The organism is Arthrobacter sp. P1_B3, from assembly GCF_056406615.1.
The window spans coordinates 1-26395 of the sequence record NZ_JBFTZV010000016.1 but is presented as its reverse complement, the minus strand read 5'-3'; the positions used below and the strand labels follow the sequence as shown (position 1 = coordinate 26395).

Annotated in this window: 24 protein-coding genes; 11 read left to right on the top strand and 13 right to left on the bottom strand. The window is 64.2% G+C overall.

Features of this window, described 5'->3' with window-relative positions:
• Window positions 1–211 precede the first annotated feature (211 nt).
• From AC1D2F_RS16035 to AC1D2F_RS16020, 4 genes are read right to left on the bottom strand one after another with little or no spacing between them, the layout of a single operon-like run.
• The gene (locus tag AC1D2F_RS16035) at window positions 212–2713 is read right to left on the bottom strand and encodes a GcvT family protein (RefSeq protein WP_476967165.1); all 2502 of its coding nucleotides are present in this window, start codon (window positions 2711–2713) and stop codon (window positions 212–214) included.
• A 20-nt stretch (window positions 2714–2733) separates the two neighbouring features.
• On the bottom strand, window positions 2734–3732 hold the full coding sequence (purU, locus tag AC1D2F_RS16030; RefSeq protein WP_476967164.1) for a formyltetrahydrofolate deformylase: 999 nt from the start codon (window positions 3730–3732) through the stop codon (window positions 2734–2736).
• Window positions 3733–3755: 23 nt separating this feature from the next.
• Window positions 3756–5708 carry a BCCT family transporter gene (locus tag AC1D2F_RS16025; protein WP_476967163.1) on the bottom strand — a complete coding sequence of 651 codons (1953 nt, stop codon included), beginning with the start codon at window positions 5706–5708 and terminating at the stop codon, window positions 3756–3758.
• 34 nt (window positions 5709–5742) lie between these two features.
• The gene (locus tag AC1D2F_RS16020; RefSeq protein ID WP_476967162.1) at window positions 5743–6093 is read right to left on the bottom strand and encodes a bifunctional 3-phenylpropionate/cinnamic acid dioxygenase ferredoxin subunit; all 351 of its coding nucleotides are present in this window, start codon (window positions 6091–6093) and stop codon (window positions 5743–5745) included.
• Between the two features lie 245 nt (window positions 6094–6338).
• On the opposite strand from AC1D2F_RS16020, the gene AC1D2F_RS16015 reads away from it, so the two are divergent.
• Window positions 6339–7574, top strand: coding sequence for an NAD(P)/FAD-dependent oxidoreductase (locus AC1D2F_RS16015; protein WP_476967161.1), 1236 nt, complete (start codon window positions 6339–6341; stop codon window positions 7572–7574).
• Between the two features lie 77 nt (window positions 7575–7651).
• Window positions 7652–8788, top strand: coding sequence for an aromatic ring-hydroxylating oxygenase subunit alpha (locus AC1D2F_RS16010; RefSeq protein WP_476967160.1), 1137 nt, complete (start codon window positions 7652–7654; stop codon window positions 8786–8788).
• Window positions 8789–8981: 193 nt separating this feature from the next.
• Here AC1D2F_RS16010 and AC1D2F_RS16005 read toward each other — a convergent pair whose 3' ends face one another.
• The 3 genes from AC1D2F_RS16005 to AC1D2F_RS15995 form a co-directional block, all read right to left on the bottom strand.
• Window positions 8982–9794 (bottom strand): IclR family transcriptional regulator, encoded by an 813-nt coding sequence (locus AC1D2F_RS16005; protein WP_229993042.1) that lies wholly within the window; start codon window positions 9792–9794, stop codon window positions 8982–8984.
• A 148-nt stretch (window positions 9795–9942) separates the two neighbouring features.
• Window positions 9943–10515, bottom strand: coding sequence for a GNAT family N-acetyltransferase (locus tag AC1D2F_RS16000; RefSeq protein WP_364743720.1), 573 nt, complete (start codon window positions 10513–10515; stop codon window positions 9943–9945).
• Between the two features lie 27 nt (window positions 10516–10542).
• Window positions 10543–10674, bottom strand: coding sequence for a hypothetical protein (locus tag AC1D2F_RS15995; protein WP_290369340.1), 132 nt, complete (start codon window positions 10672–10674; stop codon window positions 10543–10545).
• 58 nt (window positions 10675–10732) lie between these two features.
• Here AC1D2F_RS15995 and AC1D2F_RS15990 point away from each other — a divergent pair, with 58 nt between their 5' ends.
• From AC1D2F_RS15990 to AC1D2F_RS15980, 3 genes are all read left to right on the top strand, one after another.
• A complete protein-coding gene (locus AC1D2F_RS15990) occupies window positions 10733–10936 on the top strand; it encodes a hypothetical protein (RefSeq protein ID WP_229993040.1) in 204 nt (67 codons plus the stop codon).
• A gap of 228 nt (window positions 10937–11164) precedes the next feature.
• On the top strand, window positions 11165–11770 hold the full coding sequence (locus AC1D2F_RS15985) for a DUF1326 domain-containing protein (protein ID WP_229993039.1): 606 nt from the start codon (window positions 11165–11167) through the stop codon (window positions 11768–11770).
• 105 nt (window positions 11771–11875) lie between these two features.
• Window positions 11876–12538, top strand: coding sequence for a DUF2182 domain-containing protein (locus AC1D2F_RS15980; protein ID WP_476967159.1), 663 nt, complete (start codon window positions 11876–11878; stop codon window positions 12536–12538).
• A 107-nt stretch (window positions 12539–12645) separates the two neighbouring features.
• On the opposite strand, the gene AC1D2F_RS15975 is transcribed toward AC1D2F_RS15980, so the two are convergent.
• Window positions 12646–13275 carry a TetR/AcrR family transcriptional regulator gene (locus AC1D2F_RS15975; RefSeq protein ID WP_476967158.1) on the bottom strand — a complete coding sequence of 210 codons (630 nt, stop codon included), beginning with the start codon at window positions 13273–13275 and terminating at the stop codon, window positions 12646–12648.
• Window positions 13276–13413: 138 nt separating this feature from the next.
• On the opposite strand from AC1D2F_RS15975, the gene AC1D2F_RS15970 reads away from it, so the two are divergent.
• A complete protein-coding gene (locus tag AC1D2F_RS15970; protein WP_229993036.1) occupies window positions 13414–13827 on the top strand; it encodes a carboxymuconolactone decarboxylase family protein in 414 nt (137 codons plus the stop codon).
• A 122-nt stretch (window positions 13828–13949) separates the two neighbouring features.
• The gene (locus tag AC1D2F_RS15965) at window positions 13950–14741 is read left to right on the top strand and encodes an NAD(P)-dependent oxidoreductase (RefSeq protein WP_476967157.1); all 792 of its coding nucleotides are present in this window, start codon (window positions 13950–13952) and stop codon (window positions 14739–14741) included.
• 42 nt (window positions 14742–14783) lie between these two features.
• Here the strand turns inward: AC1D2F_RS15965 and AC1D2F_RS15960 are convergent, their stop codons facing one another.
• From AC1D2F_RS15960 to AC1D2F_RS15950, 3 genes are all read right to left on the bottom strand, one after another.
• Window positions 14784–16130 (bottom strand): MFS transporter, encoded by a 1347-nt coding sequence (locus AC1D2F_RS15960; protein WP_476967156.1) that lies wholly within the window; start codon window positions 16128–16130, stop codon window positions 14784–14786.
• Between the two features lie 296 nt (window positions 16131–16426).
• The gene (locus AC1D2F_RS15955) at window positions 16427–17626 is read right to left on the bottom strand and encodes an acyl-CoA dehydrogenase family protein (protein ID WP_476967155.1); all 1200 of its coding nucleotides are present in this window, start codon (window positions 17624–17626) and stop codon (window positions 16427–16429) included.
• Window positions 17626–18873: a CaiB/BaiF CoA transferase family protein gene (locus AC1D2F_RS15950; RefSeq protein ID WP_229993032.1), complete on the bottom strand. Its 1248-nt coding sequence runs from the start codon at window positions 18871–18873 to the stop codon at window positions 17626–17628. Before AC1D2F_RS15950 ends, AC1D2F_RS15955 begins: the two co-directional genes overlap by 1 nt.
• Before the next feature lie 111 nt (window positions 18874–18984).
• Between AC1D2F_RS15950 and AC1D2F_RS15945 the strand changes: the two genes are divergently transcribed.
• Window positions 18985–19881 carry a LysR family transcriptional regulator gene (locus tag AC1D2F_RS15945; RefSeq protein WP_229993031.1) on the top strand — a complete coding sequence of 299 codons (897 nt, stop codon included), beginning with the start codon at window positions 18985–18987 and terminating at the stop codon, window positions 19879–19881.
• 4 nt (window positions 19882–19885) lie between these two features.
• Here the strand turns inward: AC1D2F_RS15945 and AC1D2F_RS15940 are convergent, their stop codons facing one another.
• Together AC1D2F_RS15940 and AC1D2F_RS15935 are read right to left on the bottom strand one after the other, a co-directional pair.
• A complete protein-coding gene (locus AC1D2F_RS15940; protein ID WP_229993030.1) occupies window positions 19886–21712 on the bottom strand; it encodes a sigma-54-dependent Fis family transcriptional regulator in 1827 nt (608 codons plus the stop codon).
• A gap of 6 nt (window positions 21713–21718) precedes the next feature.
• On the bottom strand, window positions 21719–22795 hold the full coding sequence (locus AC1D2F_RS15935; protein ID WP_476967154.1) for an alcohol dehydrogenase: 1077 nt from the start codon (window positions 22793–22795) through the stop codon (window positions 21719–21721).
• Window positions 22796–23325: 530 nt separating this feature from the next.
• Between AC1D2F_RS15935 and AC1D2F_RS15930 the strand changes: the two genes are divergently transcribed.
• The 3 genes from AC1D2F_RS15930 to AC1D2F_RS15920 all read left to right on the top strand — a co-directional run.
• Window positions 23326–24252, top strand: coding sequence for an alpha/beta hydrolase (locus tag AC1D2F_RS15930; protein WP_229993028.1), 927 nt, complete (start codon window positions 23326–23328; stop codon window positions 24250–24252).
• Window positions 24253–24312: 60 nt separating this feature from the next.
• Entirely contained in the window at window positions 24313–25947 is a 1635-nt protein-coding gene (locus tag AC1D2F_RS15925) for a flavin-containing monooxygenase (RefSeq protein WP_229993027.1), read from the top strand.
• A 242-nt stretch (window positions 25948–26189) separates the two neighbouring features.
• Window positions 26190–26395 (top strand): hypothetical protein (locus AC1D2F_RS15920; protein ID WP_476967153.1); only part of this gene is annotated, 206 nt, incomplete at its 3' end.

The following is a 26395-nucleotide window of genomic DNA, read 5'->3' as shown; positions in this document are numbered from 1 at the left end:
CGGCCCCGCTTCCCGGTTGGAATCCAGTCCGGGAGGCGGGGCCATTCTGTTGCGCTTCTTTTGCTCCAGGTGGCAGATGACGGCAGTGTCCGACGCCGGGACTGCCGTCAAGTGCCATCTGGCGGCGGGAAGCGGGGCCATTGCCTGTTCGCGCGAACGGCCCGCCGGCCTGGGGGTTGCCGGTCTTCTAGCCGGCAACCCCCAGTTCGCGTCAGCCGCGGAGCCGCTCCATGCCGGGATCGAAGAGCGGCTCGGCCGTTACGGTCGCCGCGATGCGCTTGCCGAAGTACTCAACTTCCACGGAATCACCGATCCCCACGGCGGCAGGCAGCCAGGCGTAGGCGATCGGCTTGCGCACCGAGTAGCCGTACGCCGCGCTCGTGACGTATCCGGCGGCTTCACCGTTGACGTACACCGGTTCCTTGCCCAGCACCACCGACGTGCCGTCGTCCACGGTCAGGCACCGAAGCGCCCTGGTGGCCGGCTGTTCCTTGCGGGCGGCCAACGCCTCGCATCCCACGAAGCCTTCCTTGTCCTTGGCGATAGAGAAGCCCAGGCCGGCCTCGTGAGGGTGGTGCTGGGAGGTCATGTCCGTGCCCCACAGCCGGTAGCCTTTCTCGAGCCGCATGCTGTTGAACGCGCCGCGCCCGGCCGCGATGATGCCGTGCTCCTTTCCGGCCTCGAAGAGGAGATCCCAGAGCTTCAGCCCGTAGTCCGCCGTGGTGTAGAGCTCCCAGCCGAGCTCGCCGACATAGGAGAGCCGCATGGCCGTGACCGGGAGGCCGCCCACCGAAATCTCCTTGGTCCGGAAGTATTTCAGGCCGTCGTTGCTGAGGTCGTCCCCGCTGACCTTGCCGATCACCTCACGGGCCAGCGGACCCCACAGCCCGATGCAGCACGTGCTGCCCGTGATGTCGGATACGTGCACCCACCGGGCCGGATCCGCTGACGATTGCTTCCTGGCTTCGACGCGCAGGTAGTCGAAGTCCACATTGCTGTTCGCGCCCAGCTGGAATTTTTCCTCCGCGAGGCGGGCAACGGTCACGTCGCTGCGGATGCCGCCGTCGTCCGCCAGCAGGAGGCAGTAAGTCACGGCACCCGGCTTTTTGGCGATGTTGCCCGTGCTGAGCCGCTGCAGCAGGCCCATGGCCCCGGGGCCGGTGACCTCGAGCCGCTTCAGCGGCGTCATGTCATAGAGCCCGACGGCGGTGCGTGTCTTCCACGCTTCGGCCGCCGAGATGGGGGAGTGGAACATGGCGGACCACTCGTCCCGCTCCGGTGCCTGCCATTGCGGCGGCAGCTCATCGAGCAGGCCGCGGTTGGCCTCGAACCAGTGCGGGCGTTCCCAACCGGCGGACTCCAGGAAGAACGCTCCCAGCTCCTTCTGCCGGACGTTGAAAGGGCTGACGCGCAGGTCACGGGGGGATTCCTTGGGCTGCAGCGGATGCAGGATGTCGTAGATCTCCACGAAGTTTTGCTGGGACGTTTCGCTTACGTACTGGTCGCTGGTCTGGACCTTTTCGAAGCGCGTGAGCTCGCAGCCGTGCAGGTCGGTGCGGGACTGTCCCTCGATGAGCAACTCGGCCATTGCCCTGGCGACACCGGCCGAATGCGTGACCCAGACGGCCTCTGCCACGAAGAAACCCTCGACGTCGGGGGACTCGCCCATGAGTGGCCCGCCGTCGGGAGTGAAGGAGAAGATGCCGTTGAAGCCGTCGTCGATCTGCGCCCCGCGGAGGGCGGGAAGGAGGTCCTTGCTGTCCTCCCACGCCGGCAGGAAGTCCTCCATGGTGAAGTCCAGGCGGGAGGGCATGCGGTGATCGGACATCTCCTCCGCGCCGACGCGGGGCAGCTGTTCCATGTCCACGGGCATGGGGCGGTGCGCGTAGCTGCCGATGCCGATCCGGTCGCCGTGCTCGCGGTAGTACAGGTCCTTGTCCTGGTAGCGCAGGATGGGCAGGCGGGCGCCGTTGGGCAGTTCGTTCCGGCCCTCCAGCTCCGGAAGTGACGTGGTCTTCACATACTGGTGCGCCAGCGGCAGCAGCGGCACCTTCAGGCCCACCATCTTGCCGAGTTCGCGGCCCCAGAATCCGGCGCAGGACACGACGATGTCCGCCGGGATGACGCCGTCGGCCGTTTCGACGCCCGTGACCTTGCCTGCGGTCTGTTCGATGCCCGTCACGGTGGTGGAGCCGAGGTACGTCACGCCGGCTTCGCGGGTGCGGCTGATCAGCAGCTGGACGGCGCGGGCCGCGGAGGCCAGGCCGTCCGTGGGGACGTAGAGGCCGCCGAGGACCTTGTTGCCGCCGGAAAAGCTGCCGGTGTTCAACAGCGGGTAGTGCTTCTCGCACTCGTCGGGGTCGATGATCCGGCCTTCGATGCCCCAGGAAGTGGCGTACCCCAACTTGCGCTTGAGGTCCTGCAGCCGCGCCTCGGTGGTGGCCAGCTCGAGCCCGCCCAGCTGGTTGAAGCAGGACTCTCCGCCGGCGCTGAGGAGCTTGTCCACCGTGTAGCTGGCGAACTCCGTCATGGTCTTGGAGGGGTTGGTCTGGAAGACCAGGCCCGGGGCGTGCGAGGTGGAACCGCCGGCCAGTTCCAGCGGCCCCTGTTCGACCACCGTGATGTTGTTCCAGCCTCGGCTGGCGAGTTCATCCGCAAGGTTGGTGCCGACGATGCCGGCGCCGATGATGACGACGCGTGGTGATGCGCTCATAGTGTTTCTCCTGGTTCGCGTTAGCGGAATACGACGGTGCGGGTGTTGTTGAGCAGGACACGGTGCTGGCAATGCCACTTGACCGCCCGGGACAGAGCCTGTGATTCAGCGTCCCGGCCCACCGTCACCAAGGCATCGGGGTCCAGGCTGTGGTCCACGCGGAAGACCTCCTGCTCGATGATCGGGCCTTCATCGAGGTCCGGCGTCACGTAGTGCGCAGTGGCCCCGACCAGCTTCACACCGCGGTCATAGGCCTGGTGGTACGGCTTGGCGCCCTTGAATCCGGGCAGGAAAGAATGGTGGATGTTGATGGCCCGGCCGCGCAGGCTAGTGCACAGATCGTTCGACAGCACCTGCATGTAACGTGCCAGGACCACCAGGTCGGCGCCGTACTCGGCGACGAGTTCCAGCAGCCGCGCCTCGGCTTCCGGTTTGGTTCCGGGCGTCACCGGAACGTGGATGAAGGGCAGCCCCGCGTTTTCGGCCATTGACCGCAGGTCCTCGTGGTTGGAAACCACGACGGCGATCTCCGCACCCAGGCTGCCCGCCCGCCAGCGGAAGATCAGGTCGTTCAGGCAGTGGCCGAACTTGGAGACCATGACCAGCAGCCGCTTGGGCCGGCCGTCGTGGAAACTGAAATCCATGCCAAACTCGCCGGCCGTCGCCCCGAAATCGGCCGTGAGGAGTTCCACGTCCTTGTTGTCGGGCTTGTAGTCGAGACCGTCGAAACCGGGCTCACGACGGACCCGATCACCGTTGCCGGAACCCCCTCCAGTGAAGGCCGTGCGCAGGAAGAGGTTCCCGCTGACGTGGTCATCGAACTGCTGATGCTCCACGATGTCGAAGCCGCGGTCGGCCAGGAAACCGGTGACTGCCCGGACGATGCCGGGTCTCTCCGGGCAGGCCAGGGTGAGGACGAAATCGGCCGTGCGGGTCCCGCGTGCTGAGCGGGCGGCAGCGGCCTCGGCCGTCACGGGGGGAATTGCGCCGGCTTGGCGGCTTTCAAGAATTGTGGTCACGATTGACTCCTAGTTGGTGTCGACTAGTTGGTGGCGCCGGCGGATTCGCTGCTCTGGGCCTCGTTGACTTTGGCCTCGTTGACTTGGGCATCGTTGACTTTGGCCTCGCCGGGGCAGCGCGTGTCCTCGGCACACCGCCCGTCGCATTCATGCTTGGTCACCAGATCGAACTGCACGCCTCCGTGCTGTTCCACGCCGGTACGGATGGCGCGTTCGACGACGGTTGTGGCGAGCCGCTGTCGCAAGGCCAGCGGATCGCGGCGCAGGTCACGGGCCAGGGCGATGCATAGCAGCAGCATCACCACCACGAAGGGCAGGGCGGCTACGATCGTGATGCGCTGCAGGCTGGACAACGCTTCGGACGGTTCATCTCCGCCGGCAAGGAGCATCACGGCGGCCACCCCACCGGTCAGCAGGCCCCAGAAGATCACCAGCCCGCGGCGGGGTTCGCTGGATCCGTTGGAGCTCAGGGAAGCCATGATGATGGAGGCTGAGTCCGCTCCGGTGATGAAGAAGATCGCCACCAGGACCATGGCCAGGACGATGACTGCAGCGGTGGCCCAGTCGGGCATGTTCAGGTTCTTGATCAAGTCAAAGAGGGCGCCGTCGAAGGATATGGAGGGTGCGCCGTCGACCATTTTGACGAGGCCGTCGGCGGGGTTCTCCGTCTTGTCGGCTTGCTGCTGGATGCCAAAGGCAGTGCCRCCGAAGATGCCGAACCAGATCACGCTGACAATGCTGGGAACCAGCAGTACTCCGGTGACAAATTGCCGGATGGTGCGGCCCCGGCTGATGCGGGCGATGAACATGCCAACGAACGGTGTCCATGACAGCCACCAGGCCCAGTAGAAGATGGTCCAGCTGGACATCCAGCTCCGCAGTGCCTCGTCTCCCACAGCCTCGGTCCGGGAGGACATTTCCGCCAGGTCCCTGGCGTAGTCTCCCACCGCGGCGGGGATCAGGTTCAGGATGAAGAGGGTGGGGCCGGCAACAAAGACGATGAGGGCCAGGACGACGGCCAGGACCATGTTGATGTTGGACAGCCACTGGATGCCGCGGCTGATGCCGGATACCGCAGAGGCCACGAAGCAGGACGTCAGGATGGCGACGATCACCACGAGCACAGGGGTACCGATTTCCCCGACCCAGCCGTTGGACGTCAGGCCGCTGCCGATCTGGAGAGCGCCAAGGCCCAACGAGGCAGCGGTGCCGAACAGCGTGGCGAAGATGGCCAGGATGTTGATGAACTTGCCGACAGGGCCTTCAACCATCCTGATACCAAAGAGCGAGGTGAAGGCCGCGGAGATGAGCTGCTTGCGGCCCAGGCGGTAGGTGCCGTAGGCCATGGCGATGCCCACCACGGCGTACATGGCCCACGGGTGCAGGGTCCAGTGGAAGATGGAGGTGGCCATGGCGGTCTGGATGGCTGCGGGGGTCCGTCCATCCACGGTTCCGGGCGGCGGCGAAACGTAGTGGTAGAGGGGTTCGGCCACGCCGTAGAACATGAGCCCGATGCCCATGCCGGCGGCAAACATCATGGCTACCCAGGAGATGGTGCGGAATTCGGGTTTTTCGCCGTCTTTGCCCAGCGGAATGTTGCCGAACTTGCCGAGGGCCAGCCACAGGACAAAGACCACGAAGAGCGAGGCCAGGACCATGAAGAGCCAGCCTGTGTACTCCATGACCCAGTCAAGAACGCCTTGCGATGTGGCAGAGAGGCTGTCCCTTCCGAGGAAGCCCCACAGCACGAAGGCGACGGCGCACGCTCCCGTGATTCCGAAAGTGACCTTGTCGAGGGTGAGCTTGCGGTTCCGGCGTTCCGTCACCGCCCGCTCGGTCTTGGTATGACGCAGCTCCTGCAGGAGCTGCTCACAGTCCTCCGTGTCCAGGGTTGCGGGAGGGAGGAGGGCGGGGGCGTTGGTGCCGGTGTCCGCGTCGATGTCGCTGTCTATGCCGATGTCACTGTTCAATGCCATGAGGAAGTCCTTTGTTCGGATTCATGGGCTGGTGCTAGACGTGGCGGTCCACGGTCAGGCCAGGAGGGAGGTTGGGAACCTCGTCGGATTCGGTGATCATGATGTCGCCGTCGATCACGCTGACTTCGTGCCGGCGGACGGGCAGTTTGGCGGGCGGGGCGTCCACCCCGCCTGTGCGCAAATTGAACCTGGAGGCGTGCAGCGGGCATTCGACCCAGCAGTCCTCCACCCAGCCGTCGGCCAGGGAGGCGTCCTGGTGGGTGCACGTGTCATCAAGGGCAAAAAGTTCGCCGTCTTCCGTGTGGAACACCGCGATGGGCGGCGACGTGTTTAGGCGGAGCGCTTCCCCGGGTGCCAGTTCGCTGAGCGGGCATGCCTTGTGCATGGATGGACCTCTTTTCCGGTAGGGGGATCCTGGGCAACCGCCGGAGCGTTGTTCCGCAGGGATCAACAGCGATCGCAATAAGCAACAGAGTGCGGTAGGTCACAGGGGTTGTCAAGACTTTTCCTCTCTATTGCGGACCCTTGTCTTCTCGGCAGGAAGACCCTTGACAGTGCCCGTGGCATAGATCACTCTGTTGCATATAGCGATTCTTGTTGCGTAAGAAGCAATTGAAAGGAGGCGTCGAAGTGCAGACGCTTGCGATTGTGGGAGCCTCCCTGGCAGGCCTTTCGGCCGCACGGGCAGCCCGCGCCCAAGGCTTCACCGGACGGCTGGTCATCATCGGCGATGAGCCGCACCGTCCGTATGACCGGCCGCCGCTGTCCAAGGACTTCCTACTCGGTGCCATCACTGCCGCGGACCTCTTCCTGGAATCCGACGCCGACGAGCTTCAGGCTGAATGGCTGCTCGGTGCCGAGGCCGTGTCCCTGGATTCCTCCTCTCGGACCATCGTCCTTAAGGACGGCCGCACCGTTGAGGCCGACGGCATCGTCATTGCCACCGGCGCGAGGGCCAGGCAGCTGCCCACCCTGGCCGGACTGAGCAATGTGTTCACGCTGCGCACGCTCGCGGACGCGCAGAGCCTCGCCCCGGAGCTCGTGCCCGGCAGCAGGATGGCCGTGATCGGCGCCGGCTTCATCGGCGCGGAAGTTGCATCGGCCGCCGCATCGCGTGGCATGGAAGTCACCATGATCGACACCAAGCCGGTTCCGTTCGCGGCCCAACTCGGCACAGAGATGGGCGGCGCCGTGGCCGGGCTGCACGCCGCCAACGGCGTGGAACTCATTTCCTCCGCCGTTATAGAGGACTTCCATAGCGGCGAAAGCAACGTCACCGGACTCCGGCTGGCCGGCGGACGCTATGTGGCCGCCGACGTCGTCGTGGTGGGCATCGGCGCCGAACCGAACACCAGCTGGCTGGACGGTTCGGGAATTGCGCTCGACGGCGGCGTTCTGTGTGACTCAATGGGCCGCACCAATATTCCGGGAATCGTGGCCGTAGGGGACTGCGCCGCCTGGTTCGACCAAGTAGCGGGCACTCACCGCCGGGTGGAGCACTGGACCGGCGCCCTGGAACGTGCGGCCCTGGCCGTTGAGGCGCTGCTGGACGCTGACGCCGCGCCGAAGCCGGCCAAGCCACACTATTTCTGGTCCGACCAGTATGGCGTCAAGCTGCAGTTCGCAGGCCACTGCGCCGGCTACGACCGTCTGGAGGTCGAAGTCGGCGACGTCCTGACGCACAGCTGTCTTGCCGTGTATTACCGCGGTGATGTCCCGGTGGCGGTCCTCGGGATGAACCAGCCGCGGCTGTTCACCAAGTGGCGGCGCCTGCTCGCTGCACCCGTCCGGCCGCTCGGCCCGCCCAGCGGGCAAGCTGCCTGTGCGGACGCCTCCGCGCTGGTGGGGGCCGCCGTCGTGTCCTGAATACCGTGTTCCTGAGACCTGTCCCTACAATTTCCGCTGCGTTGTTTCGTTGATCTTTTGTTCGTTAGGAGGACATATTGTCTGTTGAGGTAAGTGCCCCGAGTCTGATTCCCACGCTGCCCGGTTACACCTACGTGGATGAGGCCGTGTTCCGGGCCGAGCAGGAGCGGATCTTTGAGCAGATGTGGTTCTGCGCCGTGCGGTCCGCCGACCTGGACAAGGCAGGCGCCTGGCGGACAGTCCAGATCGGGCGGGAGAGCGTGCTGATCAGCCGCACCCGCAAGGGCGGAATCCGTGCCTTCTACAACATCTGCCGGCACCGGGGCGTCAAGCTGTGCATGGAAGAGCAAGGCGAAGCCGCACGCTCGTTCCAGTGCCCATACCACGCCTGGACCTATGACTTCGAGGGCAAGCTCATCGCGGCCCCCAACCTGACCAAGATGCCGGACATCGACCGGGACGAGTACGGCCTGGTGAAGGTCCATATCCGTGAATACCTGGGTTACGTATGGGTGTGCCTGGCCGATGAGCCGCCGTCATTCGAAGAAGAGGTTATGGGTGCCATCGAGGAACGGCTCGGTGACCTCAAGGCGATCGAAGGCTACGACGTGGCCAACCTCAGCCTGGGCCGCCGCATCCGCTATGACGTGAAGGCGAACTGGAAGCTCATCATCGAGAACTTCATGGAGTGCTACCACTGCGCCACTATCCACCCGGAGCTGACGGAGGTCCTGCCGGAATTCGCTGACGGCCTGGCTGCGCAGTACTTCGTGGGCCACGGGGCCGAATTCGGCGAGGATGTCAAGGGCTTCACGGTGGACGGTTCGGAAGGGCTGGACCTGATTCCCGGGGTGAGCGAGGACCAGGACCGCCGGTACTACGCCATCACCATCAAGCCCACAGTGTTCGTGAACCTGGTCCCGGACCACGTGATCATCCACCGCATGTTCCCCATGGCCGCGGACCACACGATCGTGGAGTGCGACTGGCTGTACGTGCCCAGCGTTGTGGAGAGCGGCAAGGACGTCAGCGCTTCTGTGGAGCTGTTCCACCGCGTCAACCAGCAGGATTTCGACGCCTGCGAGCGGTGCCAGCCGGCCATGGGCTMGAAAGTCTACGCCAAGGGCGGGGTGCTGGTCCCGAGCGAGCACCACATCGGCGCCTTCCATGACTGGGTGCAGGAGAAGGTGGGGGACATCGTGCCCCGTTCCTGAAGCTTCACCGGGTTGCGGCGCTTCGCCGTCGCTTAGCGCGGAAGTCCCTCCCCGACACTGGCAAGCTCGCGTCGGGGCCCTCGGGACGCCGCTTCGGCCGAAAGGCGTCACGAAGGTCGCTGGGCGACCTTCGTGGCGCGTTCGACCGCGATGCGCTCCTACGCGAAGGACCGCAACCCGGCTTGGGGCTCGATCACCGATGCCCGGTGTAGCCCATCTTCGCGCTGATCTGCAGCCCCGCCTGTTTCAGCGCTTCGAGGAGTCCCGGCGCCGTCTCCGGATCAAAACGGAAGGCCGGCCCGGAAATGCTGACTGCGCCGATCACGGCCCCCACATGGTTGTACACCGGCACAGACATCGAGTTGAGCCCGATTTCGAACTCCTCCCGGACCACTCCGTAGCCGTCTCGGGCCACGTCCAGGAGCTGGGTTTCGAGCTTGTTCCTGTTGGTGATGGTCCGCGGCGTCCGGGCCGGAAGCCCGGTCTCCTTCAGGACGCGGTCCCGCTCGTCCGCGGACAGTGCTGCCAGCAGGACCTTTCCGCTGGAGGTCGCGTGGAGCGGCGTCAGGCTGCCCACCCAGTCGTAGGTGGCTAGTGTTGACGGGCCCATGGCCTGGTCCACGTTGACGGCGTAGTTGGAGCGCAAGACGGCGAGGTTCACGGTCTCCTTGAATTCCTCAGCCAGGCTTTCCAGTATGGGACGCGCCTCGCGGACCAGGCTGAGCCGCCCGGGAATCGAGCTTGCCAGCCTCAGGATGCCGAAGCCCAGCTGGTACTTTCCGCGCTCAGTGTTCTGGTGGACCATTTCCCTGCTCACCAGCGAACCCAGCAGCCGGGAGACTGTGGACTTGTGGATGCCCATCTCGTCGGCGATTTCGCTCACGCCCGCATGGCCGTCCCGCGCCAGGATTTCCAGGACCATAAGGGCCCGGTCCACCGACTGGACGCCGCCGTGCTGGCCTGACTCCCCATCGATGTCGGATTCGGGGTCATTTTTCGAAGCCATGATCCATACTCTCAAGTAGTTTCTGCGGCTTGCTTACCCGCCACAAGGCCGCCTGTAGCGTCCTCTCGGTTAGTTCCACAGTTTCGATCCTATGCCGTGAGGTGTGACGGGGCCGACATTGCGTTAAGTGGATTGACGCGTCCTGCAATCAAGGCAGTTCCAGGCGCATGAGCACGCGGGGAAACCCATTAATCACGGAGTCGGTGTCGGCAGCCTTCGTGAACCCGGCCCGTTCGAAGAGCTTCCGGGTGCCAACGTAGGCCATGGTCAGGTCGACGTGGCTGCCCTGGTTGTCGACGGGGTAGCCCTCGATGGCAGGCGCACCGTGGCTGCGGGCAAAGTCGACCGCACCGTGTAGCAGCTGATGGGCGATTCCCTCGCCGCGGTGCCCGGGCCGCACCCGGATGCACCACACCGACCACACGTCGAGGTCGTCCACGTGGGGAATTTTGCGGTTGCGGGCAAAGTTGGTGTCGGAGCGTGGATGGACGCCGGCCCAGCCCACCACGTCGTCGCCGTCGTACGCGAGTACCCCGGGCGGCGGATCCTGTCCCACGAGTTGCTTCATGAGCGCGCCGCGCTCCGTGCCATGCAACTGCACGTTCTGCTTGGAAGGGATGCGGTAGCTCAGGCACCAGCACACGGTCGCATCGGGCCGCTTGGGTCCAACCACTGTTCGTACGTCCTCGAACTGCGTCGCCGGACGAATCTCGATTGCCAATATCGTGGATGCCTCCCGGTCCCGGGCCTAACGCAGGCCGTCGCTGTGGGCCATCGCGATGGCTTCGGTGCGGGAGGTGGCGCCATGCATCCCCTGCAACAGGTCCTCGCGCAGGCGTTGGAAGGCGGTGGCGGTGGATGCGTCGGTAAGGATTACCACCTGCCCAGTTTATGCATTCTCAGGAGTAGGGTTTGCCTTGGCAGACGAGGGGGTCCAAATGAGCTATAAATATCGAACCGTCCGGGTTCGCGGCACCGACTTGATTGGAACCATTGCGCGAAAGCACGGGAGCGCGCCCGAGATCTACGAGACCTCGAAGGACGCGAACACTTCAGTAGTTCCAGTGTTTTTCCAGGCGACGGGCGAGCTCCGTTTCTTCGACAGGTCAGTGCTGGAGGACGTCGTGACGCCGGCCAGTTAGCCGCGGTGGCGCATCGTTGGAACTGACCGAGAGGGTCGAAACCCGGGTCAGTCGGTGCCGGTTTCCGGGGGAGCGATGCCCCGGTATCTTGTGGCTCGTCGCACCCCTCCGTTCGAAGCGCAGGGCGGCCCAGAATGGCCTTTTGCATAGGCCGCCGCCCAGCGTTGACACTGCTCAGGGCCGCGAGGAGACTTTCTTTTGGGGGTGCCACTTCGAAAGGAGCCCCAAATGCCGTGGCATGTCGAGGGTACATATTTTGAGAATTGCAATTGCGACATGGTCTGCCCGTGTTCGACTTCAGGGCTGACCGCACCGGCGGATAACGAACGCTGCAACGTGGCTTTGGCATTCCACGTGGAAACTGGCGAAGTAAACGGTGTCGACGTCGGCGGTCTGACAGTCTGCGTAGTAGCCGATACTCCGGCCGTGATGAGTGACGGGGGCTGGAAAGTCGGAGTTCTGATGGATGCCGCTGCCTCAGCTGAGCAGGCCGAAGCGCTCGGTGGAGTCTTCGGTGGTCAGCTCGGCGGACCCATGGAGGGCCTCGCCCCTTTGATCGGTGAAATGGCGGGAATGGAGTCCCTGGAAATGGCCTACGCCGACGACGGGCGTATCCACCAGGTCCGTATTGGCAGCGCCGTCGACATGGCGGTCGAGGACTTCGTGTCTCCCCTGGATCCCACAGGACGAGGAGTGAAAGTCAGCGGGATCGGATTCCCGGCCGACACTCTGGCAGCCGGCACATCCAGCACCGCCCGCGTCGACGTGTTCGGGATGACTTGGGATAATGCCGGGAAGAACTCTTTCTCGGCTCCCTTCGCCTGGTCCGCTTAGGTGGCGGGCAGGAGTGGCCTGACAGTTAGCCACCATGCCGGTGAGTTGGCGTTGATCGGGTGCGCTGCACTGGCGTGGTACCTCACTTTCTTAGGCCTCGCCGACATGTCCACAGACGCGGGAACCATGGGACTGAGGCTCTGGGGTTTCCTGGGCGTGTGGGCGCTGATGATGGCAGCCATGATGTTGCCGGCGCTGGCACCTCTCACTTCGGCGTACCTCAGGTCCATCCGTGCCGTACGCAGCAGCAGGGTCAGGGCCATCCGGACAACTGCCTTGGTCGGCGGTTATCTTCTGACATGGATCGGATTTGGAGTCGTTGCCTACGCGGCCGCGGCGTTGTCTGCGCTGCTGGCTGAGGATGCGCCGGATCTAGCACCTTGGGTGGGGGCTGGAGTGCTGGTGGCGGCGGGCGTGTACCAGCTGACCCCGCTGAAGGATTTCTGTCTCCGGCACTGCCGGTCGCCCATAGCATTCCTGTTGCACGTATCCGGATACAAGGGCCGCCTGCGGGATGTCCGCGTGGGCGTGTACCACGGCGTGTACTGCGTCGGATGTTGTTGGGGGCTGATGGTCGTGCTGATCGCTGTCGGCGTGATGAACCTGGCATGGATGGCGGCGATCACGGTGGTCATCTTCCTGGAGAAGACGTGGAAATACGGACCCGCCTTCAGCCGGATCACTGGAGTCTCGCTGATCGTCTTCGCGTTCTTCGTCCCGGCGCACCCTGAGCTGCTGCCCGGGCTCCACATGGCTGCGCCCATGTGAGAGGGAGACGGCGGGGGAGCGTGTCAGGTGATCTGAGTGGTGGGCCCCTTTCGAAGGGAGGACACCGTCGACGTCGGCCTCGCCCCCGCACCATCGGCGAATCTCAGCTATGCACCCTGGGCGGGGCCGCGCGAAAACAGCGTGCTGACGAGCCGGACCCCAAAGCTTTCATCCAGCGGTGAACCACTCAGGAAGAATCGATAGTAGATCGGCCCCAGCAGGAGATCGGTGAGCATCTCGGCGTCGACGTCCGGCCTCAGGTCTCCCCGGGAGATGCCCCGCTCCACCAGACGGCGCACATCCGCCACCCGGCGGTTCACCACCCGCTCCCGGTAAGCAAGGGCGAGCTCAGGGTCCGCAGCGATCTCCGATACGAGGCCCTGCATGATGCGGCCTATCAGGGTGGAGCTAAGAAGCTCGATGGTGCGGTCAACTACTTCCGCCAGTTCGGCGTAGGTATCCCCAACATCCGGCGTGGTCCCCAGGTATTCGACCGAGTCAAGCAGGACGGCCAGGGCGAGGTCAGTTTTTGACCGATACCGGCGGTAGATGGTCGTCTTGGCCACGCCGGAACGGTTCGCCACGCCCTCGACAGTCAGGCCGTTGACTCCGACCTCCGCGAGCATCTCCCGCGTGGCGTCAAGAATCAACTTCTCCGTCCGTGCGCGCCGACCCGTGTCTGCGGGTCGGGCGGCCTCGACGATTCCGTCTTCGCCCGCCCCTGTGGGACTAGCCACATCCACGCCCCTTCCAGTTGTGCGCCTGAAGCGCTAAAGTTAATACTAACGCTACGCAACGTAGCGTTGCTAAATTGGTTGAAGCAGGCCGGCACCCGACACGCCCACAACCACCCTACGCAATTTAGGAGCGCCGACATGGCCACAGATCGATACCAGCGCGGACTCGACCGCATGATGGAGCTCGTCTCCTCCGAGCACACCAACACCTTCGACCACGTCAAGCTCGTGGAGTCTTACAAGAGCTTGGACGAGGACCTGTCTGACTACATCGTCTCCTTCGCCTTCGGAGACATCTACTCCCGGACCGGCCTGACCCAGCAGGAGCAGACGATGGTGACCATCTCCACGCTGGTCGCCCTGGGCACCGAGCCCCAGTTGAAGCTGCACATCAACACCGGCTTCAACGTGGGCCTGACAAAAGAGAAGATCGTTGGTGCCCTGATCCACTGCATCCCCTACATCGGGTTCCCGCGCGTGCTCAACGCCCTGACCCTCGTCAAGGAAGTCATGGCAGAGCGCGGCCTGACCCCGGAGACCCCCACGGACTGAGGCGGTTCCCCCGCTCCGACGTCCTCATGACACCCGCCGATCCAGCTGGCAACCTGGATAACCCGTCAGTCCGGCCCGGCATCCCCCCGCACAACCTCAACTCCCACACATAAGGAACGCTCATGCATCTGGTAATTGGACTCGGACCCATCGGTGGAAACATCGGCGCACACCTCGCCGAACTGGGACAGACGGTCTACGGCTACGACTTCAACCAGGACCGCATCCGCGAGTGGTCGGAGGAGAACAAATCGCCGGCCGGCAGTGACCTGGCGGCTGTGGACTGGCCGTCCGTGGACAGTGTCCACATTGCGGTGCGGTTGGCGGACCAGGTCTCGTCCGTGTTCGAGGCCCTCCAGGCCCACACCGAGCGGCCACTGACCGTCTTCGTCCACACAACGCTCGCGCCGGCGGACGCCCGCAGGATCTTCTCCTCGGCCCCCGGCTCCTGGCGCGCGTTCGAGGCCCCGGTCTCAGGCGGCCCCCAGGGGGCACGCCACGGCACGATGACCATCTTCCTCGCAGGACCCGCCCCCACTGAGGCCGAGGACAAACTGCTGGCCGACATCTCCGGCCGTGTCTTCCGGATGCAGTCCTACGGCCAGCCCGCACTGGTGAAACTCCTCAACAACGCCCTGGCCACCTACAACCTGGCCGCCACCGCACGGATGCTCAACCTCGCAGCCGAGCACGGAGTACCCGCCTCGGACCTCTTCGAGGTGGTAGGCGTGTCGACCGGACAGAGCTGGATGAGCGATAACCTCGTCGACGTCCAGTACGATCTGCTGCTCAAGGATGTCGGGCTGCTCCGCGGTGAACTCGGCTCACTGCCCACCGGAGACCTCAACGACGACGTCGAACAGGCAATCCTCCAGGCGCGTTCACTGCTGGGAACCGATTCTGCAGACGGGTGAGCCGGATGATGGCCAACGGGGACACGCCGCGGGGGAGCGGGATCAGGAGGCTGTGGCGGAGTCCAATTGACGCGCGTGGTCCGCCGCTCGTGGGCCACCGAGCAGTTCCGTCGGGGTCTTGGACGTCTCGCGCAGTCCGATCACCGCGATCGCGGCGATTCCGGCGGCTACGGCGCCAAAAATTGCCACCGGAAGCCAGCCCGACGGGCCAGGCTTAAGGAGAATTGCAGCGACCATCGGAGCGAAGCCGGCCAGGAGGTTGCCGAGCTGGTTGCTGACGGCCATGCCAGTGAACCGAACGGGTGCCGGGAATTGCTCGGCGAAGAACGACGTCCACACGCCGTTATAGCAGCTAAAGAACAGTGACATGTTGAGGAACGCGAAAATCGCGATCAGCAAGATATCCGTCGTCGAGATCGCCCAAAGATACCCGAAGATCGTGAGCGAACAGCCCGCAGAGGCGATCAGCATGGTTCGCTTCCGGCCGATGACGTCGGAGAGGTAGCCGGCCGCCGGGATGGTGACAATCGACAGGGCAATTGCTCCGGAGATGATGGCGAGCATCGCGCTCCGGTCCACCCCGACTGAAGTTGCGTACGAAAGGCTAAACACAGCGAACAAAGTCTGCATCGCTGCCATCAGTGATGCTCCGGCGACACGGATCACGTCGCGCCAGTGATGCTTGAACACGTCGTTCAGCGGCAGCTTGCGAACAGCGCTTTCTTCCTTCGCCTCGGCGAACACCGGCGTTTCGTCCAGGTGGCTCCGCACGTAGTAGGTAATAACGACGACGACGGCGCTGAGCCAGAACGGAATCCTCCAGCCCCAGCTGTAGAGCTGTTCGGCGGGCAGGAGCGCCACCGGCAGGAATACGATGGTCGCCAGCGAGCAGCCGACTGCGTAGCCAACCATAACGAAACTGGTGAAGAACCCACGGCGCCCGACCGGGGAATGTTCAACGGTCAATGTTGAGGCTCCCGCCGACTCGGCCCCCGCGGAGAAGCCTTGAACCACGCGCAGGACCACCAGCAGTGCCGGAGCCAACAGGCCTACCTGGTCGTACGTCGGGAGACAGCCGATGGCGAAGGATGCGATGCCCATCATGACGACTGTGGCAAGCATGACGCGTTTGCGGCCGATTCGATCGCCGAAGTGTCCCATCACCACCGCACCGACAGGCCGTGCCACGTAGCCCACCGCGAAGGTGGCGAACGATGCGATCAGCGCAACGGTGGGGTCGCCGGATGGAAAGAACAGCACGTTGAAGACGAGGGCGGCCGCGGCGCCGTACACGAAAAAGTCGTAGTACTCGAGGGCGCTGCCGAGGAGCGCGGCTATCGCTGCTCGGCGGGGAGTCATCGCGGGCCGCGATGCTGTTGTGCTTGTCATTTGTTTCTCCTTTGAAACAGAACCGTTGGGGGGAATTGCCGGCCAGTGTGGCCTCGTGCCTTTGGGGGAGCGCACGACGCAGGCGTCGTTTGCGCGGTGTTTCGTGCGGCAGCGGGCTCTGGTGTAACCGCCGCGCTGTGCCTTCTTCCACCATAGAAGTGTGGTGTAGCTCACAGGTGTTCCACTTTGAAACACCGGCGGCATCCAGGCCTGCTTACAACCCGTGAGCCCTTAACGACAAAGCACGGCCATCCAGTGCGGATGGCCGTGCTTTGTTCTAGAGAAAACGAAACAGATCAGGAGAAGGCCGAGACGCCTGTGATTTCCCGCCCCAGGATCAGTGACTGGATGGAGTCGGTACCTTCGTAGGTATGGACCACTTCCATGTCGGTCAGGTGGCGGGCCACATGGTTTTCCAGCAGGATTCCATTCCCGCCGAACATGTCCCGGGCATCCCGGCAGAGCGTTCGTGCCTTGTCCCCGGTGAACATCTTGGCCAGGGAAGCCTGCTCGTTGCTGAGCCGGCCCTCGTCCTGAAGCGCCGCCGTGCGGAAGCAGATCAGCTGCATGGCTGTGAGGTCCGCGAGCATGTTGGCGAGTTTGTTCTGCACCAGCTGGTAGCTGGCAATCGGGTGACCGAACTGGACGCGTTCCCGGGCGTATTTGACCGCCATCTCGTAGGCGGCAGTGGCATGGCCGAGCGATTCCCAGGCCACGGTGCTGCGGGTGGTGTTGAGCACCGCTCCGACGTCGCGGAAGGACTTCGACTTGGCCAGCAGGTTTTCCGCAGGGATCCGCAGGCCCTCGATCTCGATCTGTGCCTGCTGGATGGCCCGCTTCGCCATCTTTCCCGTGATGGCCTCGGCGTGGTAGCCGGCGGGGTAGGTGCCGTCGTCGTTCTTTTCCAGGACGAACGCCTTCACCTTCTGGTCCGCGGTGTCCCGGGCCCAGATGATGACGAGGTCCGCAACATGGCCCAGCCCGATCCAGCGTTTGGATCCGTTGATGACGTAATGGTCGCCGTCCAGCCGCGCTGAGGTTTCCAGCGCCACAGAGTCCGAGCCGTGCGCCGGTTCCGTCAGCGCGAATGCGCCCAGCTTTTCCAGTTTGGCCATGGGCGGCAGCCAGCGCTGTTTCTGCTCGTCGCTGCCGAGCAGGTTGATGCTGCCCATCGCCAGGCCTGAATGGACCGCGTTGAAGGTGTTGATGCTCCCGTCCCCGCGGGAGAGTTCCATCGCGACGAGGCCGGTCTGCAGCCGGGTGAGGCCCGGGCAGCCGTAGCCCTGGATGGCGGTGCCGATGATGCCCAGCTCCGCGAACTTTGGTACCAGCTGATACGGGAAGTCCGCTTTCTCCCAGTATTCGTTGATGATGGGGGTGACGTCCTGCTCGACAAAGGAACGGACCCGGGCGATCAGGGCACGGTCTGTGTCGTTGAGGTAGTCGTCCAAGACATAGAAATCGGAATTGACGGACAGGTCCGTTGCGGTGGTCATCAGTGCTCCTGTGGGGATCGTGTGGGAGTGCCGGCAATGGCGCCGGCCAAAACGTGTTCGTCCGCGCCGAGCCAGGTCCGCACCAGCTCCGCGCCGCTGTCCAGGTCGGGCGGTGTGAGGTCGTAGCTCACCGGGGTCTTGGACAGCCGGATGGGGTTGCGCACGCCGGGCTGCGCATTCTCTCCGTGGCCCACCGTCACAACGGGCTCAAGGCCGATCCGCTCGGCGAACTCGATCCCGGCCTTCAGATCCTGGATCGGTGCGCAGGGCAGTTTCGCTTCGGTGAGGATGTCGAACCACTCGGAGGCGGTCCGGGTGGAGAGGCACTCCACCAGGAGCGGCCGCAGTTCCGTTCGGTTGGCGCTGCGCAGCGGCGCCTTCTCGAAACGCGGATCCACGGCCAGCTCCGGCCGGCCGATGGTGGCACAGAAGGTGCGGTACTGGGAGTCGTTGCCGATCGCAATGACAAGCTTCCCGTCGCCGGTGTCGAAAGGTTCGTACGGGTAGATGCTTGGGTGTTCGTTGCCCAGCCTGGCCGGAGCGGTTCCACCCAGCACCACTGCCGCTGTCTGGTTCACCATGCCGGAGAGCGCGGAGGACATCAGGTTCATTTCCACCAGCTGGCCTTCCCCGATGCGGTCCCGGTGCCGCAGGGCAGCGAGGATGCCGATGCAGGCATGAAGGCCGGTGATGACGTCGAACACCGCAACTCCGGATCGGAAGGGCTCGGTGTCCGGCGCCCCGGTGAGGTCCATCAGTCCGGACAGCGCCTGGATCAGCAGGTCGTAGCCGGGGAGCTGTGCGCCGCCGGCGGTCCCGAAGCCCGTGATCGAGGCGTAGACAACGTCCTTATTGGTCGCGGCGACGGTGTCGTAGTCCAGCCCGTAGCGCACCAGGTCACCTGGCTTGAAGTTTTCGACCACGACGTCGGCCCGTTCCGCGATGCGCTGGGCCGTCCTGCGGTCGTCCGGATCGCGAAGGTCGAGCTTGATCGAGGTCTTGTTGCGGTTGATCGAGAGGAAGTACGTCGAGTCATTTCCGCGGGTGGGCGGGCGCCATGCCCGGGTCTCGTCACCGGCCGGGCTCTCAATCTTGATGACGGTGGCGCCGAGATCGGCCAGCAGCATGGTGCAGTACGGCCCGGCCAGCACCCTGCCGAAATCTGCGATCAGGATGCCGCTGAGCGGACCATCTGAACTGCGGCCGAATGCCGACGTCTCAGAGGTGGCGGAGTGTTGGCTGTCCATCAATGGGCTCCTCGCATAGTGTTCTCTCCATCCACCATGACGGACGGCATTGCTATCCGTCCAATACTTATTAATGGCCCTTTTGTTGCGTCAGGTGCAATAATCACTTGCATGGAAATCCAACAGATCCGCGCCTTCCTGGCGGTGGCAGAAGAGCTGCACTTCGGCCGTGCCGCAGAAAAACTGCACATGGCGCAACCTCCGGTCAGCCGCAGTATCCAGCAGCTGGAACGTGAGCTGGGAACCCGCCTGTTCGACCGAAGCACCCGCAGCGTCAAGCTCACGGGCGCCGGAGAAGCGTTCATCGGACCGGCAACGGAGATCATCGATGCCACGCGCCGGGCGAGCATCGCGGTCCGTGCCGCGGACAAGGGAGAAGTCGGGCGCGTCCGGGTTGCCTATGCCGGCGCCTCTACCCACACCCTCGTGGGCCGGCTCGCCCGGGAGGTCCGGCGCGACCACCCGGGTATCCAGATCGAGCTCTTCAGCCAGAATTTTGCGCAGCCCGCCATGGACCGTGTCCTCAGTGGCGACATGGACATCGCCCTCGGACGCTGGGACTACATTGCTGCCGGTATCGAAACGCGGCTGCTTGCGGCGGAGGACCTCGTCGTCGCCGTACCGGCAAGCCACCGCCTGGCCGATGCCGCCGAGGCCCGGATGGCTGACTTCCAAGGCGACACCTTTGTTTCGCTGCCGCCGCATGCAGGGGCCGTGTTGAACGACCGGCTCCGCCGGCTTACGCACGCCGCCGGGTTCGAGCTCGACATCGTTCAGATAGTCCCGGATTCCTGGACGGCACTCTCACTGGTAGCGGCGGAGGTGGGCTGCACGCTCACGCTGTCCTCCGTGGCTGAATCGGTGACGGATTCCCATGTGCGTTTCGTGAAGCTTGTGGACAAGACGATTCCGGTGGAGCTGCGTATGGCCTGGCGCCGGGATAACTCCAGCCCTGCCTTGCGGGCGGTCCTGGAGTTGGCTGAGAGGATCCTGCCCCGCGCCGGATGACACGTCAGGTCGCCATGGACTCGGGTGTCTCGATCCCCAGAACGCGGAGTTTCCGGTAAAGCGTGGTTCGGCCCATGCCTAAGGATTCCGCGGCGACCGAGCGGTTCCCCCCGCTGTGTTCGAGTGCGGCTACGATCGCGTCGCGCTCAAGGGATTCGAGTTTGGAGAGCTTGCGCCTGCCCGTGTTCCTGAGATGTTCAGGGAGGTCATTGGCTTGCAGTACGCGTCCGGGATGTGCTCGCGACAGCGACTCGAGGGTGGCTCGCAGTTCGGCAACATTCCCAGGCCACCGCCAGCGCATGAGTCCCTGCAGTGCCACTGCGGAGAGTGTGGACCTGTCTGCAGGTGCGGCCGCGTCCAGGAAATGTGCTGCCAGCACGGGGATGCGTTCCTTGGTCGCGGATAGGGACGGCACATCCACACGCGCAGCGATTTGGGACACCACGTCCGAGACGAAGTCCGGGCACGCCTCGGGATTCATAGTAAGAACCAGGCGGGCCGGAGAAGGAGCGGCAGTGGCTGTCGGCGGCCCATCCGGCCGCTGGCGCACCGCCGCATCCAGGGCCTTGAGCCTGTTCAGCTCGCTCCGGGGAAGATCCTCAAGGTGCCGCAGGACAACGCTTCGGCCTACTGCGATGGCCTCGCGGCAGTCAGAGAACCAGGTGGCGTCCTTTTCCCCGGGAAGCAGGCAGGCATCGAGGATGAGCGGGTTCGGACCGGAGTCCTGCCCATTGAGCCAGGCGAGTGTGTGGTGGAGCTTGCCGGAGCCGCCCTGCCCGCAGACGGCAATCGCCCCGGGCCCCTGACCTGCCCGGTCAAAGGCATTGCGCATGACGTGTGGAAACGCTGCTCCCACGCCCGAGGAATTGCCGCCGGACCCTTCTGGCTCGGCCTTCCGCGGATTACTGGCGGCGTCCGGAATGCGGGAGAGCTCCAGGGCGAAGGCCGAACTCCCGCCGGAATCGTCAATTCGCTGGACCGTGGCATCCACGTTCAGGGACGGAATTTCGATGGTTTGTTTGGCGCCGGTCCACTCAAGGCCACGCAATTGTTCCCACAAGGTGGTGTGCAGTTCGCTGCTCATAACGGCCAGGCCGGAGACGTTGGTCATGACTGCCTGGGCGTCGAGCATGATGACCGGGGCCGTGGAGGAGCTCAGACGCAGTTGCGACATCCCCAGGGCGAGTCCCGTTGCGCTGCCGAGATCGAGCAATCGACGTTCGATCTGGCTGCCGGCCTCCCGGGCCATGGCCAGCATGAGCGGGTTGTCCAAACCGGTATCGCAGGCGAAGGAAATGGACCCGATCACCCGGCGTGTGACGGGGTGCAGGATCGGTGCCCCGGAACACGACAGGGGTGCCAGTGCCTCGTTGAAATGCTCGGCTCCGCGGACAAACACGGCTTGGCGCCCTTCGATGGGGGTACCCAGCCCATTCGTGCCGACAGAGCGTTCCGAGAAACTGAATCCTTCGGCGGCAAATGCCTCGTCGAACCGGTTGCCGTGCGCCCTGTCACCGAGCCTGCGGGCAATTATCTGACCGGACTGGTCACTGAGGAATAGGGAAATGCCCATACCGTTGAGGCTTTCCAGCCAGTGGTCCATCACGCTCTTGGCCGCCCGGATAAGGATTCCGTCCGGATCGAAATCGTTGACGAACAGGAATGCCTCAGGCCTTGCCGAAGCCTCCACACCGATAGAGCGGCGCCAGCTGTTTTCAATATCAGGGGAGACGATTTCCGTCAGCTGGATCCCATCCCGGAGGCCACGGCGGATGAGATGTTCCCGGGCAACGCGCAGGGCATCATCGGGCACCTTCCGGGGATTTTGCATGGCTGGTCAGCCCCGGGCTCCGACTGCCGCACGCAGCACAACGCGTCCGGGGACGCTACCGTGCGTCAGCTTGTCCAGGCTCTCGCCAACAGATTCGGCGGAGAGCTCGGCATCGATGATCGGGATGTGGGGAATGGCGTCCTGCTTGGCCAGGGCGATGAGCTGGTTCAGCTCCTCCGGGGTCCCCACGAAGCTGCCCTGGATCGTGAGCATCTTGAGGGCCATGAGCGCGGTGGGTACCGTCAGTTCTCCGCCGAAGAGCCCGACCTGGATCAGCCGGCCGCCCTTGCGCAGGGAGTCGAAGGCTACCGGTGCCGTCTGGCTGTTGTTCACGAAGTCAATCACCGCTGCCACGGGGCCGTCGGTGGCCGCGACGATCTTCGCGCTGAGGCCTTGATCTGTGGTTTGGACCGTGATCGTGGCGCCAACCTGCCGCGCCAGCTCGAGATTCCGTTCGGAAAGGTCGACGGCGCAAATGGCCTTGTGCCCCAGCGCGCTGAGGGTCGCGATGGCAGTGAGCCCCACTCCGCCGGCGCCGATCACCACGACGGGTTCGTCGGGTCCAAGCGGAAGGACCTTGTTCACGGCGCTGAAGGCCGTCAGCCCGGAGCAGGCCAGCGTGGCCGCCCAGCTGAGGTCCAGGCCCTCGATATCCACCAGGTACTTTTCGTCGCGGACCAGGATCTTCTCGGCGTAGCCTCCGTGCTCCGCGACTCCGAGGTTGCGACCGTTGGCGCAGACGTTGTCGCGGCCGGCAAGGCAATCCCGGCAATGGCCGCAGCCGATCCACGGATAGACCAGCCTGATGTCCCCGGCTTTGGACCCGTGCACGCTGTCCCCGACCTGCTCGACGACGCCGACGACTTCGTGCCCCATGACCAGCGGGTAGGTGACGCCGCGGTCAACCAGCTTCAGGGCCCCCCGGCTGCCTAGATCGTAGGAGCCCTCGCGAAGGTGGGTGTCCGTGTGGCACACGCCGGAACGGATGACCCTCAAGAGGACTTCGGTTCCTGTCGGCACGGGGTCCGGCAGTTCGATGTCCTGGATCTCGGGGCTGTCTTGGAAAACGGCAAAAGCGTGCATGGTGACCTCGCATCGTTGCGCAGACTGTATTGATTCAAGAATGACACCGGTTCTGATAAGTATCCAATACTAAATCGCGGCCCCTTTTATGCGCAGGCGGCAATAGTCCATGGGCAGGTCGCACGCACTTCTCGTCGGTACCGAAGAGGCTGCTAGTCGCCGCCGAAGAGGCCAAAGTCGTTGTCACCGACGTCAGGGAAGCCGCCGGGAAGGCAGTGGCCGAGGAGATCAGCGGACGCCGGAGGTTCCGCTCACTTCATCACGCATGACGTCACCCGGTCAGCCGACTGGCAGCAGCCATCTACGGGCTCATTGGGGCACCCGGTACAGCGGCTTCCCAGGCTTCCAAGGGCGCAGTGCGCCTGCTCTCCACGGGCTGCAACCGTTGACCCGGCCCGGTGTTTCAAAGTGGAACACTGAGCCGACACAGATGTGATCCACGCTATATCTAGCGGCAAATCGCACCAGGATTCCGATCCACTTCACCTCCGGGCCACTCCCGGGATGTTCTCCATACGAAGGAGTATGAGATGTCAATCTCAACCGACGCAGACGTCACTGAAACAGTTCAGGCGACCGACCCCCTCCGTGACCTGTACGCCGACTGGTCCGAAATCATGGCCACCACCCCGGACCTGACCATGCGGCTTTTCCGCAGCATGTTCGACGAGTGGCACCAGCCCACCCGGGAACCCGAAGCGGTCACGTACAAGGAAGACGTCGTCGGCGGCGTCCCGGGCATCTGGGCATTCCCGGAAGGCGCGGACCGAACGAAGGTGCTGCTTTACACCCACGGCGGCGGCTTCGCGGTCGGGTCCGCCGCAAGCCACCGCAAGCTGGCCGGCCACGTTGCCAAGGCAGTCGGCGTCGTCACGTTTGTCCCTGACTACCGCCGTGCACCCGAGCACCCGCACCCGGCCCAGGTTGAAGACGGCGTGGCCGTGTTCAAGGCCCTCGTCGAGAGCGGAATCCACCCGCACGACATCACCACGGTCGGTGACTCTGCCGGAGGCAACCTGGCGATCGCCATAGCGTTGGCGCTCAAGGAGCAGGGCGAACCGCTTCCCGGCCAGGTCATCGCTTTCTCACCATGGCTGGACATGGAGAACAAGGGCGAAACGTTGGTCACCAACGACGCCACGGACGCACTGATTAGTGCTCCGCTGCTCGAGGGCATGATTGCCGGTGTCCTGGGAGCTTCCGTGAGCCCGCAGAACCCTCTGGCCAACCCTCTCTATGCCGACTTCACCGGGTTCCCCCGCCTGTACCTGACCGCAGGCTCGGCCGAATCCCTCCTCGACAACGCCACCCGGCTGAACGCACTTGCCGAAGCGGCCGGCGTCGACGTGACCCTCTCCATCGGCGAAGGCCAGCAGCACGTCTACCCGTTCCTGGCCGGTAACTCCGGAGTCGCCGACGCCGAACTCGCCCGCATCGCCGGCTGGTACAAGTACTGAACCGTACTGAGCCCGGCCACTTCACAACACAAGACCTGAAACACAAAGGAGTATTTCATCATGGCTGAAGAGCAGGGGCGCACCGCCCCCAGCACTGAACTCGACGCCGTCGTCGTTGGCGCAGGCTTTGGCGGCATCTATATGCTGCACAAGTTGCGCAACGAACTGGGCCTCAGCGTCCGCGCCTTCGACCGCGCCGGTGGCGTGGGCGGCACCTGGTACTGGAACCGGTACCCGGGTGCCCTGTCGGACACCGAGAGCTTCGTGTACCGCTACTCGTTCGACGACGAACTGCTGAACGAATGGAACTGGAGCCACAAGTATGTGACCCAGCCGGAAATCCTCAAGTATCTGGAACACGTCGTGGACCGGTACGAACTGCGCAAGGACATCCAGCTCAATACCGGAATCACTTCCGCCCGGTACGACGAATCGACTAACCGATGGGTGATCGGCACCGACACCGGCGAAACCATCACCGCGAAGTACATTGTCAACGGCCTCGGCCTGCTCTCGGCCACCAATGTTCCCAAGATCCCGGGCATCGACTCGTTTGAGGGCAAGATCTACCACTCAGGTGCGTGGCCCGAAGGAGTGGACCTTACAGGCAAGCGGGTCGGAGTAATGGGCACCGGATCCACCGGCCTGCAAATCATCACCGCGATCGCGCCCAAGGTGGGACACCTCACTGTCTTCCAGCGCTCCCCGCAGTACAGCGTTCCGGTCGGCAACACCCTTGTCACGCAGGAGTACGTCGATTCCGTCAAGAAGGACTACGGAAAAATCTGGGAGCAGGTCCGAGGCTCCGGCGTCGCCTTCGGATTCGAGGAAAGCACCGTGCCGGCCATGAGCGTCTCCGAAACAGACCGCCGGGCCGTTTTCCAGAAAGCCTGGGAAGAAGGCGGCGGGTTCCGCTTCATGTTCAACACGTTCGGCGACATCGCCACGGACCGGGAAGCCAACGAAGCCGCCGCATCATTTGTCCGCGGCAAGATCGCCGAGATCGTCAAGGACCCGGAGACGGCCCGCAAGCTTACTCCCACCGATCTTTACGCCAAGCGCCCCCTCTGCGACAGCGGCTACTACGCCACGTTCAACCGGGACAACGTCGAGTTGGTATCGGTGAAGGAGACGCCGATCGTCGAGCTGACCCCCAAGGGCATCAGGACCTCGGACGGGGTGGAGCACGAGCTCGATGTGCTGATCTTTGCCACCGGCTTCGACGCCGTCGACGGAAACTACACGCGGATGGACATCCGTGGCCGCAATGGTGAGACCATCCAGGAGCACTGGAAGGACGGTCCCACCAGCTACCTCGGTGTCACCACCGCAGGATTCCCGAACATGTTTATGATCCTGGGCCCCAACGGCCCCTTCACCAACCTGCCGCCGAGCATCGAGGCCCAGGTTGAGTGGATCTCCCAGCTGATCAACGACGCCGAAACCGGCCAGGTGGCGTCCGTGGAGCCGACGGCCGAGGCCGAAGAAGCCTGGACCGTCACCTGCCAGCAGATTGCCGACATGACGCTCTTCCCGAAGGCCGACTCCTGGATCTTCGGTGCCAACATCCCGGGCAAGAAGAAGACGGTCATGTTCTACCTTGGCGGCCTTGGCAACTACCGGAACAAGCTTGCCGAAGTCCGCGACGCGGGCTACGAAGGCTTCGAACTGAAGGTGCTCGTTCCGTCGGAGTAACCACAATCAGACGCTAGCGACGGCGGCTGCCACACCTTGGGGGAGTGGTGGCCGCCGTTCTGCGTTGGGCGGTACCTCCGATAGGCATTTCCCGGATCTGCCGGATCATGACGGGGAGCTCAGCGACCCGGCCTCAGCCTCTAGACCGTAAACCAGTCTCGGTGCCTTGGCCGGGGCCGGCGTCGCGCTGCATTGCAGACAGTGTCATCTTTATTGTCGGTGCGTCCTGAGATGCTGTGGGTATGGACAGCAGGACAGCTCACAGCAGGACAGCATGGAGTGCGGAGAGCAGGGCGGCCGTGGAGGCCGTCGCCGCGTCCGCTGCCGCGCTTGCTGGCCTGATCGGGGCCGGCGCGGACCGCTCCGATCCGCCCGGCGCCGACCCCGTGAGTGAGGCCGATCCGCTGCGGAGCGTGGCGGACGGTTGCCTGGACGGGCTCGCCGAGGC

Coding starts and splice junctions, on each gene's coding strand:
- AC1D2F_RS15990 (WP_229993040.1), top strand. CDS start 10,733: ATGAGCTATAAATATCGAACCGTCCGGGTTCGCGGCACCGACTTGATT.
- AC1D2F_RS15940 (WP_229993030.1), bottom strand. CDS start 21,712: ATGCAAAATCCCCGGAAGGTGCCCGATGATGCCCTGCGCGTTGCCCGG.
- AC1D2F_RS16005 (WP_229993042.1), bottom strand. CDS start 9,794: ATGGCTTCGAAAAATGACCCCGAATCCGACATCGATGGGGAGTCAGGC.
- AC1D2F_RS16020 (WP_476967162.1), bottom strand. CDS start 6,093: ATGCACAAGGCATGCCCGCTCAGCGAACTGGCACCCGGGGAAGCGCTC.
- AC1D2F_RS15970 (WP_229993036.1), top strand. CDS start 13,414: ATGGCCACAGATCGATACCAGCGCGGACTCGACCGCATGATGGAGCTC.
- AC1D2F_RS15935 (WP_476967154.1), bottom strand. CDS start 22,795: ATGCACGCTTTTGCCGTTTTCCAAGACAGCCCCGAGATCCAGGACATC.
- AC1D2F_RS15950 (WP_229993032.1), bottom strand. CDS start 18,873: ATGGACAGCCAACACTCCGCCACCTCTGAGACGTCGGCATTCGGCCGC.
- AC1D2F_RS15945 (WP_229993031.1), top strand. CDS start 18,985: ATGGAAATCCAACAGATCCGCGCCTTCCTGGCGGTGGCAGAAGAGCTG.
- AC1D2F_RS15965 (WP_476967157.1), top strand. CDS start 13,950: ATGCATCTGGTAATTGGACTCGGACCCATCGGTGGAAACATCGGCGCA.
- AC1D2F_RS15930 (WP_229993028.1), top strand. CDS start 23,326: ATGTCAATCTCAACCGACGCAGACGTCACTGAAACAGTTCAGGCGACC.
- AC1D2F_RS16035 (WP_476967165.1), bottom strand. CDS start 2,713: ATGAGCGCATCACCACGCGTCGTCATCATCGGCGCCGGCATCGTCGGC.
- AC1D2F_RS15925 (WP_229993027.1), top strand. CDS start 24,313: ATGGCTGAAGAGCAGGGGCGCACCGCCCCCAGCACTGAACTCGACGCC.
- AC1D2F_RS15955 (WP_476967155.1), bottom strand. CDS start 17,626: ATGACCACCGCAACGGACCTGTCCGTCAATTCCGATTTCTATGTCTTG.
- AC1D2F_RS15960 (WP_476967156.1), bottom strand. CDS start 16,130: ATGACAAGCACAACAGCATCGCGGCCCGCGATGACTCCCCGCCGAGCA.
- AC1D2F_RS15980 (WP_476967159.1), top strand. CDS start 11,876: ATGTCCACAGACGCGGGAACCATGGGACTGAGGCTCTGGGGTTTCCTG.
- AC1D2F_RS15985 (WP_229993039.1), top strand. CDS start 11,165: ATGCCGTGGCATGTCGAGGGTACATATTTTGAGAATTGCAATTGCGAC.